14 protein-coding genes are annotated in these 17,050 nt (G+C 61.2%); 11 read left to right on the forward strand and 3 right to left on the reverse strand.

Annotation, left to right across the window (positions count from 1 at the left end; genetic code table 11):
* Window positions 1-34: 34 nt before the first annotated feature.
* The 3 genes from AB1J88_RS15075 to AB1J88_RS15085 all read left to right on the forward strand — a co-directional run bounded on the left by AB1J88_RS15075 (window position 35) and on the right by AB1J88_RS15085 (window position 5,053).
* Window positions 35-2,737: a [protein-PII] uridylyltransferase gene (locus AB1J88_RS15075; RefSeq protein ID WP_430291369.1), complete on the forward strand. Its 2,703-nt coding sequence runs from the start codon at window positions 35-37 to the stop codon at window positions 2,735-2,737.
* 207 nt (window positions 2,738-2,944) lie between these two features.
* The gene (gene dapC / locus AB1J88_RS15080; protein WP_430291370.1) at window positions 2,945-4,144 is read left to right on the forward strand and encodes a succinyldiaminopimelate transaminase; all 1,200 of its coding nucleotides are present in this window, start codon (window positions 2,945-2,947) and stop codon (window positions 4,142-4,144) included.
* A 261-nt stretch (window positions 4,145-4,405) separates the two neighbouring features.
* Entirely contained in the window at window positions 4,406-5,053 is a 648-nt protein-coding gene (locus AB1J88_RS15085) for a hypothetical protein (RefSeq protein ID WP_430291371.1), read from the forward strand.
* Between the two features lie 21 nt (window positions 5,054-5,074).
* On the opposite strand, the gene AB1J88_RS15090 is transcribed toward AB1J88_RS15085, so the two are convergent.
* Entirely contained in the window at window positions 5,075-6,706 is a 1,632-nt protein-coding gene (locus AB1J88_RS15090; RefSeq protein ID WP_430291372.1) for a Na+/H+ antiporter, read from the reverse strand.
* Window positions 6,707-6,995: 289 nt separating this feature from the next.
* Between AB1J88_RS15090 and AB1J88_RS15095 the strand changes: the two genes are divergently transcribed.
* From AB1J88_RS15095 to AB1J88_RS15110, 4 genes are all read left to right on the forward strand, one after another.
* On the forward strand, window positions 6,996-7,358 hold the full coding sequence (locus AB1J88_RS15095) for an ArsC family reductase (protein ID WP_041072357.1): 363 nt from the start codon (window positions 6,996-6,998) through the stop codon (window positions 7,356-7,358).
* 32 nt (window positions 7,359-7,390) lie between these two features.
* Window positions 7,391-8,425 carry a 2,3,4,5-tetrahydropyridine-2,6-dicarboxylate N-succinyltransferase gene (dapD, locus tag AB1J88_RS15100; protein ID WP_007954762.1) on the forward strand — a complete coding sequence of 345 codons (1,035 nt, stop codon included), beginning with the start codon at window positions 7,391-7,393 and terminating at the stop codon, window positions 8,423-8,425.
* A 149-nt stretch (window positions 8,426-8,574) separates the two neighbouring features.
* Window positions 8,575-9,780: an aminotransferase class V-fold PLP-dependent enzyme gene (locus AB1J88_RS15105; RefSeq protein ID WP_430291373.1), complete on the forward strand. Its 1,206-nt coding sequence runs from the start codon at window positions 8,575-8,577 to the stop codon at window positions 9,778-9,780.
* Window positions 9,777-10,187, forward strand: coding sequence for a SufE family protein (locus AB1J88_RS15110; RefSeq protein WP_430291374.1), 411 nt, complete (start codon window positions 9,777-9,779; stop codon window positions 10,185-10,187). The genes AB1J88_RS15105 and AB1J88_RS15110 overlap by 4 nt, the downstream gene beginning before the upstream one ends.
* A gap of 141 nt (window positions 10,188-10,328) precedes the next feature.
* Here AB1J88_RS15110 and tcdA read toward each other — a convergent pair whose 3' ends face one another.
* Window positions 10,329-11,147, reverse strand: a complete 819-nt coding sequence (gene tcdA / locus AB1J88_RS15115) for a tRNA cyclic N6-threonylcarbamoyladenosine(37) synthase TcdA (protein WP_430291375.1) — start codon at window positions 11,145-11,147, stop codon at window positions 10,329-10,331.
* 381 nt (window positions 11,148-11,528) lie between these two features.
* Here tcdA and AB1J88_RS15120 point away from each other — a divergent pair, with 381 nt between their 5' ends.
* From AB1J88_RS15120 to AB1J88_RS15135, 4 genes are all read left to right on the forward strand, one after another.
* The gene (locus AB1J88_RS15120) at window positions 11,529-14,117 is read left to right on the forward strand and encodes a glycosyltransferase (RefSeq protein ID WP_430291376.1); all 2,589 of its coding nucleotides are present in this window, start codon (window positions 11,529-11,531) and stop codon (window positions 14,115-14,117) included.
* A 205-nt stretch (window positions 14,118-14,322) separates the two neighbouring features.
* The gene (dapE, locus tag AB1J88_RS15125; protein ID WP_041072365.1) at window positions 14,323-15,474 is read left to right on the forward strand and encodes a succinyl-diaminopimelate desuccinylase; all 1,152 of its coding nucleotides are present in this window, start codon (window positions 14,323-14,325) and stop codon (window positions 15,472-15,474) included.
* Window positions 15,474-16,283, forward strand: a complete 810-nt coding sequence (locus tag AB1J88_RS15130) for a putative RNA methyltransferase (RefSeq protein WP_041072367.1) — start codon at window positions 15,474-15,476, stop codon at window positions 16,281-16,283. Before dapE ends, AB1J88_RS15130 begins: the two co-directional genes overlap by 1 nt.
* Before the next feature lie 75 nt (window positions 16,284-16,358).
* Window positions 16,359-16,736: a hypothetical protein gene (locus AB1J88_RS15135; protein ID WP_007964251.1), complete on the forward strand. Its 378-nt coding sequence runs from the start codon at window positions 16,359-16,361 to the stop codon at window positions 16,734-16,736.
* A 93-nt stretch (window positions 16,737-16,829) separates the two neighbouring features.
* Here the strand turns inward: AB1J88_RS15135 and AB1J88_RS15140 are convergent, their stop codons facing one another.
* A complete protein-coding gene (locus tag AB1J88_RS15140; protein WP_016771489.1) occupies window positions 16,830-17,039 on the reverse strand; it encodes a cold-shock protein in 210 nt (69 codons plus the stop codon).
* Between the last annotated feature and the right edge of the window lie 11 nt (window positions 17,040-17,050).

Raw genomic sequence — 17,050 nt, forward strand, 5'->3', positions numbered from 1 at the left:
AACGCTCCCACCTTTATAGAAGGAAAGCCAATCGATGCCGCAGGTGGATCCCGAACTCTTCGACCGCGGCCAGTTCCAGGCTGAACTGGCCCTGAAAGCGAGTCCTATCGCGGCGTTCAAAAAGGCGATCCGCCAGGCGCGCGAGGTCCTCGACACGCGTTTTCGCAATGGCCGCGACATCCGCCGCCTGATCGAAGACCGCGCATGGTTCGTCGACAACATCCTGCAAAAGGCCTGGGAGCAGTTCAACTGGAGCGAAGACGCCGACATCGCGCTGGTCGCGGTCGGTGGCTATGGCCGGGGCGAGTTGCATCCCTACTCTGACATCGACTTGCTGATCCTGCTGGACAGCGCCGATCACGAAGTTTTCCGCGACTCCATTGAGCGTTTTCTGACGCTGCTGTGGGACATCGGCCTGGAAGTGGGCCAGAGCGTACGCTCGGTCGATGAATGCGCCGAGGAAGCCCGTGCCGACCTGACCGTGGTCACCAACCTGATGGAAAGCCGCACCATCTGCGGCCCCGAGCGCCTGCGTCAGCGCATGCTTGATGTCACCAGCACGGCCCACATGTGGCCGGCCAAGGAGTTTTTCCTGGCCAAACGCGCCGAACAGAAGGCCCGTCACCACAAGTACAACGACACCGAATACAACCTGGAACCCAACGTCAAAGGCTCGCCCGGCGGCCTGCGGGATATCCAGACGATTCTGTGGGTGGCCCGGCGTCAGTACGGCACCCTGAACCTGCGCGCCCTCGCCGGCGAAGGTTTTCTGGTCGAGAGCGAAAACGCCCTGCTGGCGTCGTCCCAGGAATTTCTGTGGAAAGTGCGCTATGCCCTGCACATGCTCGCCGGTCGCTCCGAAGACCGTCTGCTGTTCGATCATCAACGGACCATTGCCGGCCTGCTCGGCTTTGAAGGCGACGACGCCAAACAGGCGGTCGAAAACTTCATGCAGCAATATTTCCGCGTGGTAATGAGCATTGCCCAGCTCAGCGACCTGATCATCCAGCATTTCGAGGAAGTCATCCTCGCCCCGGAAGACGAAGCGCCGCCACAGCCGATCAACTCGCGCTTCCAGTTGCACGACGGCTACATCGAAGCGCGCAACGACAACGTGTTCCGTCGCACGCCGTTCGCCATGCTCGAGATTTTCGTGTTGATGGCCCAGCAGCCGGAAATCAAAGGTGTGCGCGCCGACACCATTCGTCTGCTGCGCGAGAACCGGCACCTGATCGACGACAATTTCCGCAACGATATCCGCAATACCAGCCTGTTCATCGAGCTGTTCAAGTGCAAGATCGGCGTGCACCGCAACCTGCGCCGGATGAACCGCTACGGCATCCTCGGGCGTTATCTGCCGGAGTTCGGCTTTATCGTCGGGCAAATGCAGCACGACCTGTTCCACATTTATACGGTCGATGCGCACACCCTGAACCTGATCAAACACCTGCGTAAGTTGCAGTACACCCAGGTGTCGGAAAAATTCCCGCTGGCCGCCAAGCTCATGGCCAAACTGCCCAAGCCTGAGCTCATTTACATGGCCGGCCTGTACCACGACATCGGCAAGGGCCGGCATGGCGACCACTCGGACATCGGCGCGGTCGATGCCGAAGCGTTCTGCCAGCGCCATCAGTTGCCGCTGTGGGACAGCCGCCTGATCGTCTGGCTGGTGCAGAACCACCTGGTAATGTCGACCACCGCGCAGCGCAAGGATCTGTCCGATCCGCAGGTGATCCATGATTTCGCGCAGATCGTCGGCGACGAAACCCGTCTGGACTACCTGTACGTGCTGACGGTTGCCGATATCAACGCGACCAACCCGACGCTGTGGAACTCCTGGCGCGCCAGCCTGCTGCGCCAGCTCTATACCGAGACCAAACGCGCTCTGCGCCGTGGCCTGGAAAACCCGGTGGATCGCGAAGAGCAGATCCGCCAGACCCAGAGCGCCGCACTGGACATCCTCGTGCGTGGCGGCACCGATCCGGACGACGTCGAGCAGTTGTGGGCACAACTGGGCGATGACTATTTCCTGCGTCATACCGCTGGCGACGTGGCCTGGCACAGTGACGCGATCCTGCAGCAACCGGCCGAAGGCGGCCCGTTGGTGCTGATCAAGGAAACCACCCAGCGCGAGTTCGAGGGCGGCACGCAGATCTTCATCTATGCGCCGGATCAGCACGACTTCTTCGCCGTGACCGTGGCCGCGATGGATCAGCTCAACCTGAACATTCATGACGCCAGGGTCATCACCTCAAGCAGCCAGTTCACCCTCGACACCTATATCGTGCTCGACAACGACGGTGAATCCATCGGCGACAACCCGACACGGATCAAACAGATTCGCGACGGTTTGACCGAAGCGCTGCGCAACCCGGACGACTACCCGACGATCATCCAGCGTCGGGTGCCGCGCCAGCTCAAGCACTTCGCCTTCGCGCCGCAGGTAACAATCCATAACGACGCTCAGCGTCCGGTGACGGTGCTGGAACTCACCGCCCCTGATCGCCCGGGCCTGCTGGCGCGGGTCGGCGGGATCTTCCTCGAGTTCGACCTGTCGCTGCAGAACGCCAAGATTGCGACCCTGGGCGAACGCGTGGAAGACGTGTTCTTCATCACCGACGCCCACAACCAGCCGCTTTCCGACCCGCTGCTGTGCAGCCGCTTGCAGGACGCAATCGTCGAGCAACTGAGCGTCAATCAGGAACCGGATATCAAGCTTTCGCGCATCAGTATTTGAATCAGCAAACTACCCCTGTGGAGGCAGATATAGCTGCCGGGGCTTTTGTGGTGAGGGAATTCATCCCCGATGGGTTGCGAAGCAGCCCCGAACCGGCAATCGCGGAGTATCCGTTACACCGCACGCGATGGTTTTGCGGCTGCTGCGCAGCCGATCAGGGATAAATCCCCTCGCCACGGAGTTCTCTCCACATTGAACGAGGCCCCCATGAACAACGCTCTGAACCAGCTCCAGCCTTACCCGTTCGAAAAGCTCCGCGCCTTGCTCGGCAGCGTGACGCCGAACCCGGACAAACGCCCGATCGCCCTGTCGATCGGCGAGCCGAAACACCGTTCGCCAAGCTTTGTCGCCGAAGCGCTGGCGAACAATCTGGATCAGATGGCGGTGTACCCGACCACTCTCGGCATTCCGGCCCTGCGCGAAGCCATCGCCGGCTGGTGCGAACGTCGCTTCGGCGTACCAAGCGGCTGGATTGATCCAGCGCGCAACGTGCTGCCGGTCAACGGCACCCGCGAAGCGCTGTTCGCCTTCACCCAGACCGTGGTCAATCGCGGTGACGATGCACTGGTGGTCAGCCCGAACCCGTTCTATCAGATCTACGAAGGGGCAGCGTTCCTCGCCGGCGCCAAGCCGCACTACCTGCCGTGCCTGGACGAAAACGGCTTCAACCCGGATTTCGACGCAGTCTCGCCAGACATCTGGAAACGCTGCCAGATCCTGTTCCTGTGTTCGCCGGGCAATCCGACCGGCGCGCTGATCCCGGTCGATGTGCTGAAAAAACTCATCGCCCTGGCCGACGAACACGACTTCGTGATCGCCGCCGACGAGTGCTACAGCGAACTGTACTTTGACGAACAGACCCCACCGCCGGGCCTGCTCAGTGCGTGTGTCGAACTGGGCCGCAAGGACTTCAAGCGTTGCGTGGTGTTCCACAGCCTGTCCAAGCGCTCCAACCTGCCGGGGCTGCGTTCCGGTTTCGTCGCGGGCGACGCCGATGTCCTCAAAGGCTTCCTGCTCTACCGCACCTACCACGGCTGCGCGATGCCGGTGCAAACCCAACTGGCCAGCGTTGCGGCGTGGAATGACGAAGTGCATGTGCGCGCCAACCGTGCGCTGTACCGCGAGAAATTCGACGCTGTCTTGGCGATCCTCAGCCCGGTGATGGACGTGCAGCGTCCGGACGGCAGTTTCTATCTGTGGCCGAACGTACAAGGTGACGACGCGGCGTTCTGTCGCGACCTGTTCGAACAGGAACACGTGACCGTGGTGCCGGGCTCGTATCTGTCCCGCGAGGTAGACGGTGTGAATCCGGGCGCCGGTCGAGTGCGCATGGCGCTGGTAGCGCCACTGGCTGAATGCGTCGAGGCCGCAGAGCGGATTCGCGCGTTTGTCTCTCGCCAGCCGTAAGTGTCTTTACCGTGCCAGTTCCGCTGGCACGGTAACCGGTCATAAAACCGTACATATATTCAATTTACCGACTCCAGCTCAGTCACTAGCATCCCTCATTCAAAGCAACTTCCCGGGAACAATAAGCAACCGGACAAGTTAAACCTGAAGAATGAAAACATGGATGTTCCGTAATGCAATCAACCTGGCTTCAGCCAAACAAACAATTCGAACACACACGCATCTCCCGCAACATTAAATGTACTTGGGAGATTCAAAAACATGTGGGCTAAAAACAATCCGGCAAAATTCTGGACCCCCGGCAGCACACTTCGCATCGCCTTCCTCAACGGTACGCAGGCATTCAAGGACGAAACGATCGCCGCCGCCAGCAACTGGTTGCCGCACATCAACTTGAGTTTCGATTTCGTCGAAGGTGAAGAAGGCGATATCCGCATACTCAGTCAACCGGGAACGTTTTCCTCTCTGATCGGTACCGATGCTCTCTTACATCCCGATGAGCCGACCATGAGACTCTGGCCACACCCACCGAGCCAGGCACGTTATTTCGCAGCCAACGTCATGCATGAGTTCGGTCACATGCTCGGTGCAGAACATGAACAGACCAACCCCACGGCAAACATTCCCTGGGACAAACCGGCCATTTATAAACAACACGGAATAACTGCCGACCCGGAAGAAGACAACTACCAGGCCAGCGTGACGCGCAAACGACTGCACGACTGGTATCTTGACCTCGGCAATCCCGACGAAAGCATTTATTCAGAGTACGACCAGAAGTCGATCATGCACTATCCCGTCAGCCAGTCCTGGACACTCGGTGACTTCCAGATCTTCATCAATCTGGGTCTCAGCGAACAGGATAAAACCTTCATGTCGAACATTTATCCCTACCCCGCAAGTCAGTGAGCGCGCCAGATCCATATCGGGTTATTTGACCTGCCCCAGATTTGCCTCGCTCAAATCAAGCTCGCTCAATACTTCTCTGAGCACATCATCACCAATCTGGTGATGACGGCTCAGGCTATACAACTCAAGGCGTTGCGCCCTCAGCGCCTTGAGTCGCAAGCGGCGTTCCAGCAGATCCATCTGGAACGCCAGCGCCTGGGCTTCAGCCGAATCGTTGAACACTTCTAGCTGATGCCGGTACTCGGACATGATCCGCGCCTTGAGTTCGGCCGAGAGTGCTGCCTGCGCAGCGTCCTGCGGCGCGACCTCTTCGGTTTCCAGCGCATGGATCGCCGCCTCGGCGGTTTTGCGCCAGGCGTCGCGCACTTCCTGACGGCGCTTGTCGTCCGGACTTTTCTCGATGCCGCGCAGCAGCAATGGCAAAGCGATGCAGGCGCAAATCAGCGACAACAGAATCACCCCGGCGGCGATGAAGATCAGCAGATCGCGCTCGGGAAACGCCTCGGCCCCCATCAACATCGGCACCGACATCACACCGGCCAGCGTCACCGCGCCGCGCACACCGCCGACGGTCAGCAGCCAGCAGGATTGCGCGGTCGGCACTTGCGTCAGGTCGCCCTTGCCGCGCAAACGGCGCAGCAGCACCGACAGGCGCCAGATGCTCTGCACCCAGATAAAGCGCAACAGCACCAGCGCGAGGAAGATCGCCACCACATCGAGGCCACGGTACAACAGCGTCGGCCACAACGTCGGCTCGTGGCTGACCACCGCTTTGATGATGTCCGGCAATTGCAGGCCCAGCAGCAGAAAGATCAGACCGTTGAAGGCAAATTCGAGCAATGACCAGACGCTACGGTTGAGCAAGCGAGTGCTGGTCTGTCGGGGCAACAGATCGAGCCAGCTCTGCATCATTCCCGCCGCCACCGCCGACAGGATGCCCGAAGCGCCCAACCGTTCGGCCAGCACATAAGCCGCGAACGGCAGCAGCAACATGAACACCACGTGGGTGGCCGGATCGTCCCAGCCCCGGGCGATCATCCACGCGCGCAAACGCCCGACCAGCCAGCTCAGCACCACGCCGACGGCCAAGCCTCCGACCGCCACCAGCACGAAGGTCAGGCTGGCATTGGCCAGTGAGAACACTCCGGTGACCGCCGCAACCAGGGCAAACTTGAACGTCACCAGACCCGAGGCATCGTTCATCAAGGCTTCGCCCTGCAGTATGTGCATCAGCGGCGTCGGCAAACGGTTCTGCGAGATCGCCGACACCGCCACGGCGTCGGTCGGCGACAGCACAGCGGCGAGCGCGAAGGCCACCGGTAGTGGAATTGTCGGCAACAGCCAGTGAATGAAGTACCCGGCACCGACCACGGTAAACAGCACCAGACCGACCGCCAGCGTCAGGATCGGCCCACGCAAATGCCAGAACTCGCGTTTGGGCATCCGCCAGCCATCGGAAAACAGCAGCGGCGGCAGGAACAGAAACAGGAACAGCTCCGGATCGAGCGCTACGTGCAGGCCCAATGTCGGCCAGGCCAGCAAGGCACCGGCGGCGATTTGCACCAGGGGCAGCGGCAGCGGGATGACCCGTCCGACCAGCCGCGAGACGCTGACCAGCATCAGCAGGATCAGGACGGTATAAGCGGTTTGCATAAAGCGGAAATCTCAGACAATCGACAGCGTTGAACTGCCATATTAGCCGCTTAGGATGCGTCTGGCGTTTGCACCTATGTCGCACGTCCACACTGATCCCCGTGTAGGGGCTGCGGCACGCTGTGATCTTTTGATGTTTAAAAACAAAATCAAAAGATCGCAGCCTCGTTTCACTCGACAGCTCCTACAGGGATTTGTGCAGCGTAATGAAGCCGGGCGCCGCGAAACCGTTTGGTCATGGCATAATCCGACACCATTTTTTTCCAGCACCTGTAAAGGGGGCGATTCCTTGACCGTTTCAAGTAAAACGTTGCACCTTTTCGGCATCAAAGCCTGCGACACCATGAAGAAGGCGCGCACCTGGCTCGATGAACACGCTGTCAGCTACGACTTTCACGACTACAAAACCGCCGGCATCGACCGTGAGCACCTGACTCAATGGTGCAACGAGCACGGCTGGCAAACGGTGTTGAACCGTGCCGGCACGACCTTTCGCAAACTCGACGACGAACGTAAAGCCGATCTCGACCAGTCGAAAGCCATCGAACTGATGCTCGCTCAACCCTCGATGATCAAGCGCCCGGTGCTTGATCTCGGTGATCGAACCCTGATTGGCTTCAAGCCAGACATCTACGCGGCCGCACTCAAGTAAGCAGCCCGTCACTTATTGCTAGAGGTATTCACATGTCCAACTCTCTGTTCAGCATCGCCTTTGGTGTCGGCACGCAAAACCGTCAAGGTGCCTGGCTGGAAGTGTTCTACGCCCAGCCACTGCTCAACCCGTCGGCCGAACTGGTCGCTGCCGTTGCGCCGATCCTCGGCTACACCGAAGGTAACCAGGCCATCACCTTCACCACCGCGCAGGCGGCGCAACTGGCTGAAGCGGTCAAAGGCATCGACGCCGTTCAAGGCAAACTGCTGACCCGTCTGGCCGAGAGCCACAAGCCGCTGGTCGCCACCCTGCTGGCCGAAGACGCACAGCTGACCTCGACGCCAGAGGCGTACCTCAAGCTGCATCTGCTGTCGCATCGTCTGGTCAAGCCGCACGGCGTAAGCCTGGCCGGGATCTTCCCGCTGCTGCCGAACGTGGCCTGGACCAGCCAGGGCGCGATCGACCTGAGCGAACTGGCCGAGCTGCAACTCGAAGCCCGCCTGCGCGGCGAGCTGCTGGAAGTGTTCTCGGTGGACAAGTTCCCGAAAATGACCGACTACGTGGTGCCGGCCGGCGTGCGTATCGCTGACGCCGCACGTCTGCGTCTGGGTGCGTACGTGGGCGAAGGCACCACCGTGATGCACGAAGGCTTCATCAACTTCAACGCCGGCACCGAAGGCCCGGGCATGATCGAAGGCCGCGTTTCCGCTGGCGTATTCGTCGGCAAGGGCTCGGATCTGGGCGGCGGCTGCTCGACCATGGGCACTTTGTCGGGCGGCGGCAACATCGTGATCAAGGTGGGCGAAGGCTGCCTGATCGGCGCCAACGCCGGTATCGGTATTCCGTTGGGCGACCGCAACACCGTCGAGTCGGGCCTGTATGTGACCGCCGGCACCAAGGTCGCGCTGCTGGACGAGCACAACAACCTGGTCAAAGTGGTGAAGGCGCGTGAACTGGCAGGTCAGACCGACCTGCTGTTCCGTCGCAACTCGGAAACCGGTGCCGTGGAGTGCAAGACCCACAAATCGGCGATCGAGCTGAACGAAGCGCTGCACGCGCACAACTAAGCAGCCGTACGATCCCCCTGTGAGAGCGAGCTTGCTCGCGAAGGCGTCCGGTCAGTCAACAACAGTGCTGAATGACACGACGCTTTCGCGAGCAAGCTCGCTCCCACGAGGTTCGATGTACCCCCGCCCAAGTTCACAGGGCTGAACCTATGATGATTCCCTCCCCGTGGCGCGCTGACTTTCCGGCCATCGCCGCCCTGCAACGGCAAGACCAGACCTATCTGGACAACGCCGCCACCACGCAAAAACCCCAGGCTCTGCTTGACGCACTGACGCATTACTACGCCAACGGCGCGGCCAATGTGCATCGCGCGCAGCATCTGCCCGGCGCCCACGCCACACAGGCGTTCGAAGACAGTCGCCTGAAGGTTGCCCAGTGGCTGAATGCCGGTGACAGCGGGCAGATCATCTTCACCCACGGCGCCACCAGCGCGCTGAATCTCCTGGCCTATGGCCTGGAACCTCTTTTCCACCCGGGCGATGAAATTGTCATCAGCGCCCTGGAGCATCACGCCAACCTGCTGCCGTGGCAGCAACTGGCGCAGCGTCGCGAGCTGAAACTGGTGATCCTGCCGCTGGACGCCGACGGCGTGATCGACCTCGGCGCCGCTGTGCGTCTGATCACCCCGCGCACTCGCTTGCTGGCGGTCAGTCAGCTGTCCAACGTGCTCGGTGCCTGGCAACCGCTGCCGGCGCTGCTGGCGATGGCCAAGGCGCACAACGCACTGACCGTGGTCGATGGCGCCCAGGGTGTGGTGCACGGTCGGCACGACGTGCAGGCGCTGGGTTGCGACTTCTATGTGTTTTCCAGCCACAAGCTGTACGGCCCCGATGGCCTCGGCGTGCTGTTCGGGCGCAACAAGGCGCTTGAGCAACTGCAGCCGTGGCAGTTCGGCGGCGAAATGGTGCTGGAAGCCAATTATCACGATTCACGCTTCCGCCCTGCCCCGCTGGGTTTCGAGGCGGGCACACCGCCGATCGCCAGCGTGATTGGCCTCGGCGCAACCCTCGACTATTTGGCCGGGCTGGATCAGGACGCGGTGTCGGCCCACGAAGCTGCGCTGCACGCCTATCTGCTGCAAGGCCTGGCCGCGCGCAACGGCATTCGCCTGCTCGGCACGCCGCAATTGGCGCTGGCCAGTTTTGTCGTCGAGGGCGTGCACAACGCCGATCTGGCGCACCTGCTCACCGAACAAGGTATCGCTGTGCGCGCCGGGCATCATTGCGCCATGCCGTTGCTGAAAAGCTTCGAACTGGCCGGGGCGATCCGCGTGTCGCTGGCGCTGTACAACGATTCAGAGGATCTGGAGCGTTTCTTTGACGCGCTGGATCAGGCTCTGGAGTTGCTGCGATGAGCCTGCCGCTCGCCGCCGCCGAAGCGCTGCAGACCTTTCAGAATGCCGCCGGTTGGGAGCAACGCGCGCGGTTGCTGATGCAGTTTGGCGATCGTCTGCCGCCGCTGAACGACGCGGACAAATGCGAAGCCAATCGGGTGCATGGCTGTGAGAGTCAAATGTGGCTGGTGGGGGAATTGCAGGACGGCCACTGGCAGTTCAGCGCTGCCAGCGATGCGCGAATGATTCGTGGGTTGGTGGCGTTGTTGCTGTTGCGGGTCAACGGCTTGAGCGCTGCCGAGTTGCAGCAAGTGGACCTGCCGAACTGGTTCAATCAGCTGGGACTGTCGCGGCAGTTGTCGCCGTCGCGCAGTAATGGCTTGAATGCCGTGCTCCAGCGGATGAATGAGTTGGCCACCACCCTGTAGGAGCTGCCGCAGGCTGCGATCTTTTGATCTTGCTTTTTAAAAATCAGGATCAAAAGATCGCAGCCTTCGGCAGCTCCTACAGGGGAACGTATTGCAAATGTGGGAGCGAGCCTGCTCGCGAAGAGGCCTTCAGCCCCAGCATCAAACCCCAGGCTTGACCCGGTCAGCCGGCCGCCGCACACCCGCCACAATCTTGTCCACCGCCTTGGTCGCCGCGACCATGCCGAACGTCGCCGTGACCATCATCACCGCGCCAAACCCGCCGGCGCAGTCGAGCTTCACCCCGTCGCCGACAAAACTCTTCTGCAAGCAGATGCTGCCGTCCGGTTTCGGATAGCGCAGTTGTTCGGTGGAGAACACACACGGCACGCTGTAATGGCGAGTCACGGTACGCGAGAAGCCATAGTCGCGACGCAACGTCGAACGCACTTTCGAGGCCAGTGGATCGTTGAATGTGCGGTTGAGGTCGCAGACCTGAATCAGCGTCGGATCGATCTGCCCACCCGCACCGCCGGTGGTGATGATCTGGATCTTGCGGCGTTTGCACCAGGCGATCAGCGCAGCCTTGGCGTTGACCGCGTCGATGCAGTCGATCACGCAGTCGATGTTCGGTGTGATGTACTCGGCCATGGTGTCGCGGGTGACGAAATCCGCCACCGCGTGCACGGTGCAGTCCGGGTTAATCCCGCGCAGACGCTCGGCCATCACCTCGACCTTGGGTTTGCCGACGGTACTGTCCAGCGCGTGCAACTGACGGTTGGCGTTGCTGACGCAGACGTCGTCGAGGTCGAACAGCGAAATCTCGCCGACGCCACAGCGGGCCATGGCCTCCGCCGCCCAGGAACCGACGCCACCGACGCCGACAATCGCCACATGGGCCGCACGCAGGCGCTCGAGGCCCTCGATGCCATACAAACGGGCGATGCCTGCAAACCGCGGATCTTCTGTACTCATGACCATTACCCCAAAAACCGGCGCGCATTATAGGGCCGTCGGCGGCCAAGAGCATCTTTGACGCTATGAACGGTGAACGCCGCCGATTTGCACAAGCCTTGTGGCGAGGGAGCTTGCTCCCGCCGGGTCGCGAAGCGGCCCTTGAAAAGCGGCCTGCTTCGCAGTCCAGCGGGAGCAAGCTCCCTCGCCACTGGGAATTGCTATAACTAAGCAACAAAGTTTTCTCTTACAAGCTGTTACTAAAGAACTTAAATCAGGTTGGACTGCCCAATGTCGGGCATTTCCCTGTCCGGTGTACGAGCAGTGAACTGCCGGTGTAGGATTCGCGCCCTTTTGGCGCTTGCCAACCGTTCCTTCGTTCCACAGCCTTTGGAACCCGAAATAGCTATGTCATCGCGTAAATTTGGTCTCAACCTGGTGGTGGTTCTGGCAATCGCCGCCCTGTTCACCGGTTTCTGGGCGCTGATCAACCGCCCGGTCTCCGCGCCCAACTGGCCGGAGCAGATCTCCGGTTTCTCTTATTCGCCATTCCAGCAGGGCCAATTCCCGCAGAAGGATCAGTATCCGACTGACGATGAAATGCGCCGTGACCTGGAGATCATGAGCAAGCTGACGGACAACATCCGCATCTACTCGGTCGACGGTTCGCTGCAGGACATCCCGAAACTGGCGGAAGAGTTTGGTCTGCGCGTGACCCTCGGGATCTGGATCAGCCCCGATCAGGAACGCAACGAGCGCGAAATCCAGCGCGCCATCGAACTGGCCAACACCTCGCGCAGCGTGGTGCGGGTGGTGGTCGGTAACGAGGCGATTTTCCGCAAGGAAATCACCGCTGAACAACTCAGCGTGCTGCTGGATCGCGTGCGCGCAGCGGTGAAAGTGCCGGTGACCACCTCCGAGCAGTGGCACGTCTGGGAAGAACACCCGGAGCTGGCCAAACACGTCGACCTGATCGCTGCGCACGTGCTGCCGTACTGGGAATTCATTCCGGTGGACAAGGCCGGACAGTTCGTCTTCGACCGCGCCCGCGACTTGAAAAAGCTGTTCCCGAAAAAACCGTTGCTGCTGTCCGAAGTCGGCTGGCCGAGCAACGGTCGCATGCGCGGTGGCGCCGATGCGTCGCCAGCGGATCAGGCGATCTACCTGCGCACGCTGGTCAACAAGCTCAACCGTCAGGGCTTCAACTACTTCGTGATCGAAGCCTTCGACCAGCCGTGGAAGGCCAGTGACGAAGGTTCGGTCGGCGCTTACTGGGGCGTGTTCAACGCCGCCCGCCAGCAGAAATTCAACTTCGAAGGCCCGGTCGTCGCCATCCCGCAATGGCGCGTGCTGGCCATCGGTTCGGTGGTGCTGGCGCTGCTGTCGCTGACCCTGCTGATGATCGACGGCTCGGCCCTGCGCCAGCGTGGCCGCACCTTCCTGACCTTTATCGCGTTCCTCTGCGGTTCGGTGCTGGTGTGGATCGGCTACGACTACAGCCAGCAATACAGCACGTGGTTCAGCCTGACGGTGGGTTTCCTGCTGGCGCTGGGCGCGCTCGGGGTGTTCATCGTGTTGCTGACCGAGGCGCATGAACTGGCCGAAGCCGTGTGGATTCACAAGCGTCGTCGGGAATTCCTGCCGGTGATCGGTGATTCGGACTACCGGCCGAAAGTCTCGATCCACGTGCCCTGCTACAACGAGCCGCCGGACATGGTCAAACAGACCCTCGACGCCCTCGCGGCCCTCGATTACCCGGACTATGAAGTCCTGATCATCGACAACAACACCAAGGACCCGGCGGTCTGGGAGCCGGTGCGCGACTACTGCGCGACCCTCGGCCCGCGCTTCAAGTTCTTCCATGTCTCGCCCCTGGCCGGTTTCAAGGGGGGCGCGCTGAACTACCTGATCCCGCACACCGCCAAGGACGCCGAAGTGATCGCGGTGATCGACTCCGACTACTGCGTACACCCGAACTGGCTCAAGCACATGGTGCCGCACTTCGCCGACCCGAAAATCGCCGTGGTGCAGTCGCCGCAGGATTACCGCGACCAGAACGAAAGCACCTTCAAGAAGCTCTGCTATGCCGAATACAAAGGCTTCTTCCACATCGGCATGGTCACCCGTAACGACCGCGACGCGATCATCCAGCACGGCACCATGACCATGACCCGGCGTTCGGTTCTGGAAGAGCTGGGCTGGGCCGACTGGTGCATTTGTGAAGACGCCGAACTCGGTCTGCGCGTGTTCGAGAAAGGCCTGTCGGCGGCGTATTACCACGACAGCTACGGCAAGGGTCTGATGCCGGATACCTTCATCGACTTCAAGAAGCAGCGTTTCCGCTGGGCCTACGGCGCGATCCAGATCATCAAGCGCCACACCCGCAGCCTGCTGCGCGGCAAGGACACCGAGCTGACCCGTGGCCAGCGTTACCACTTCCTTGCGGGCTGGCTGCCGTGGGTGGCGGACGGCATGAACATTTTCTTCACCGTCGGCGCGCTGTTGTGGTCGGCGGCGATGATCATCGTGCCGCAACGGGTCGATCCGCCGCTGCTGATTTTCGCCATCCCGCCATTGGCGCTGTTCGTGTTCAAAGTCAGCAAGATCATCTTCCTCTACCGTCGCGCCGTGGGCGTGAACCTCAAAGATGCGTTCTGCGCCGCACTGGCCGGACTGGCGTTGTCGCACACCATCGCCAAAGCGGTGTTGTATGGCTTCTTCACCAGCAGCATTCCGTTCTTCCGCACACCGAAAAACGCCGACAACCACGGCTTCTGGGTGGCGATTTCCGAAGCCCGGGAAGAGCTGTTCATCATGCTGCTGTTGTGGGGCGCGGCGCTGGGGATTTACCTGGTGCAAGGCATTCCGAGCAACGACATGCGCTTCTGGGTGGCGATGCTGCTGGTGCAGTCGTTGCCGTACGTCGCGGCGCTGATCATGGCGTTCCTCTCGTCGCTGCCAAAACCGGCGGCGGAGCCTGAACCGGCCGCCGCTTGATCAGTTATTGTTGAACGTCAAACGGCGGCCTTCGGGCCGCCGTTTTGCATTAGAATGGTCGCCTTTTTCAATGCCAACACATCCTGTAGGAGCTGCCGCAGGCTGCGATCCTTTGATCTTGCTGTAGATTTGAAAAAACAAAATCAAAAGATCGCAGCCTGCGGCAGCTCCTACAGGTTTACCGTGCGCACCCCGGAGTTATTACATGACGGCCCACGCCGACCTTTCGCCGACCCTCCAACTCGCCATCGACCTGATCCGCCGTCCGTCCGTGACGCCGGTCGACGCCGATTGCCAGAAGCAGATGATGCAGCGCCTGGGCGATGCCGGTTTCACCCTCGAGCCGATGCGCATCGAAGATGTGGACAACTTCTGGGCCACCCACGGCAACGACGACGGCCCGGTGCTGTGCTTCGCCGGCCACACCGACGTGGTGCCGACCGGTCCGGTGACTGCCTGGCAGATCGACCCGTTCAACGCGGTGATCGATGAACACGGCATGCTCTGTGGCCGTGGCGCAGCGGACATGAAAGGCAGCCTGGCGTCGATGACCGTCGCCGCCGAGCGTTTCGTTGCCGACTACCCGAATCACAAGGGCAAGGTCGCGTTCCTCATCACCAGCGACGAAGAAGGCCCGGCGCACCATGGCACCAAAGCGGTGGTTGAACGTCTGGTGGCGCGCAAGGAACGTCTGGACTGGTGCATCGTCGGCGAACCGTCGAGCACCACGCTGGTCGGTGACGTGGTGAAAAACGGGCGTCGCGGCTCGCTGGGCGCCAAGCTGACCGTGCGCGGCGTGCAGGGTCACGTGGCCTACCCGCATCTGGCGAAGAACCCGATCCACCTCGCGGCTCCGGCGCTGGCCGAGCTGGCTGCCGAGCATTGGGATCACGGCAACGATTTCTTCCCGCCGACCAGTTTCCAGATTTCCAACCTCAACTCCGGCACCGGCGCGACCAACGTGATTCCGGGTGATCTGGTGGCCGTGTTCAACTTCCGCTTCTCCACCGAATCCACCGTCGAAGGCCTGCAGAAACGCGTGGCCGACATCCTCGACAAACACAATCTGGATTGGCACATCGACTGGGCGCTGTCCGGCCTGCCGTTCCTCACCGAGCCGGGCGCGCTGCTTGACGCGGTGTCGTCGAGCATCAAGGACATCACCGGCCGCGAGACCCACGCGTCGACCAGCGGCGGGACTTCCGATGGCCGGTTCATCGCCACCATGGGCACGCAAGTGGTTGAGCTGGGGCCGGTCAACGCGACCATTCACCAGGTCAACGAGCGTGTGCTGGCGGCCGATCTCGACGTGTTGACCGAGATCTACTACCAGACCCTGATCAAGTTGCTCGCCTGATGCTCGCGTGCCCGATCTGCAGTGAACCGCTCAGCAGCGTGGACAACGGCGTGGTCTGCCCCGCCGGCCACCGCTTCGACCGCGCGCGTCAGGGCTACCTGAACCTGTTGCCGGTGCAGCACAAGAACAGCCGTGATCCTGGCGACAATCAGGCGATGGTCGAGGCCCGCCGCGACTTCCTGAACGCCGGGCATTACGCGCCGGTGGCCAAGCGTCTGGCAGAACTGGCGGCGAGTTATGCGCCAGCGCGCTGGGTCGATATCGGTTGCGGCGAGGGTTACTACACCGCACAGATCGCCGAGGCCCTGCCGGACGCCGATGGCTACGCGCTGGACATCTCCCGCGAGGCGGTGAAACGCGCCTGCAAGCGCAACCCGGCGCTCACCTGGTTGATCGCCAGCATGGCCCGCGTGCCATTGGCGTCGGGCAGTTGCCAATTTCTCGCCAGCGTTTTCAGCCCGCTGGACTGGGCAGAAGCCAAACGCCTGCTCAGCGTCGGCGGCGGCCTGATGAAGGTCGGCCCGACCAGCGGCCACCTGATGGAACTGCGCGAACGTTTGTACGACGAAGTGCGCGAATACACCGACGACAAGCATCTGGCCCTGGTGCCGGAAGGCATGGCGCTGGCGCACAGCGAAACTCTGGAATTCAAACTGACGCTGGACAAGCCCGAGGATCGCGCCAACCTGCTGGCGATGACGCCCCACGGCTGGCGCGCCAGTGCCGAACGCCGCGCCGCAGTAATCGAACAGCCCGAGCCGTTCGTGACCACCGTGTCGATGCGCTACGATTATTTCGTTCTTCAATAACTTTTGGTCTCGGGCAAGTGCCCGGGGCCGGCTAAATCCGCGAATGGATTTTTCAGACCCGCAGTGAGGACATCCATGCGCCAACCGGATATCGAGATTTACCTGAAAGACGCCGACGTCGACCACAAGGCGATTTCCGCCTGGCTCGGTGAGGCTCTGGGCCCGTGCAGCGATTGGGTACAGAAAGGCCAGACCTACAAGTGCAAGGCCGGCAACATCCCGGTGACGTGGCTGCCGAAGGCCGTGGGCAAATGGAACAGCCTGTACCTGGAAAGCGACGCGACGCCTTGGGACGACGACATCGCCTGCGCCCGTGCGGCTTTCGCCGCGCTGAACGTGGAAGTGCGTTGCGCACCGGGCACGTGGGTCGAGGAAGAAGGTGAGGAAACGGCGGATCGCTGGATTCGCATCAGCGCCGACGGGGAAGAAGAAATCACCTGGAAGACTGCCTGAAAGCAAAAGATCGCAGCCTTCGGCAGCTCCTACAGGGGAATGCATTCCAAACTGTAGGAGCTGCCGCAGGCTGCGATCTTTTGATCTTGAAAGTTACAGGCCTACAACATCCTCAGCCTGCAAACCCTTCTCGCCAGTAATCACCGCATACTCAACCTGCTGACCTTCAGTCAGCGAGCGATGCCCTTCGCCGCGAATCGCGCGGTAGTGCACGAACACGTCCACCCCGTCGTCGCGCTGAATGAAGCCGTAGCCCTTGGCGTCGTTGAACCACTTCACATTGCCGGTTTCACGTGTTGCCATCTGTTCATACT

It is taken from the genome of Pseudomonas sp. S8, from assembly GCF_050473925.1.
GTDB classification, from domain to species: Bacteria; Pseudomonadota; Gammaproteobacteria; order Pseudomonadales; family Pseudomonadaceae; genus Aquipseudomonas; species Aquipseudomonas parakoreensis.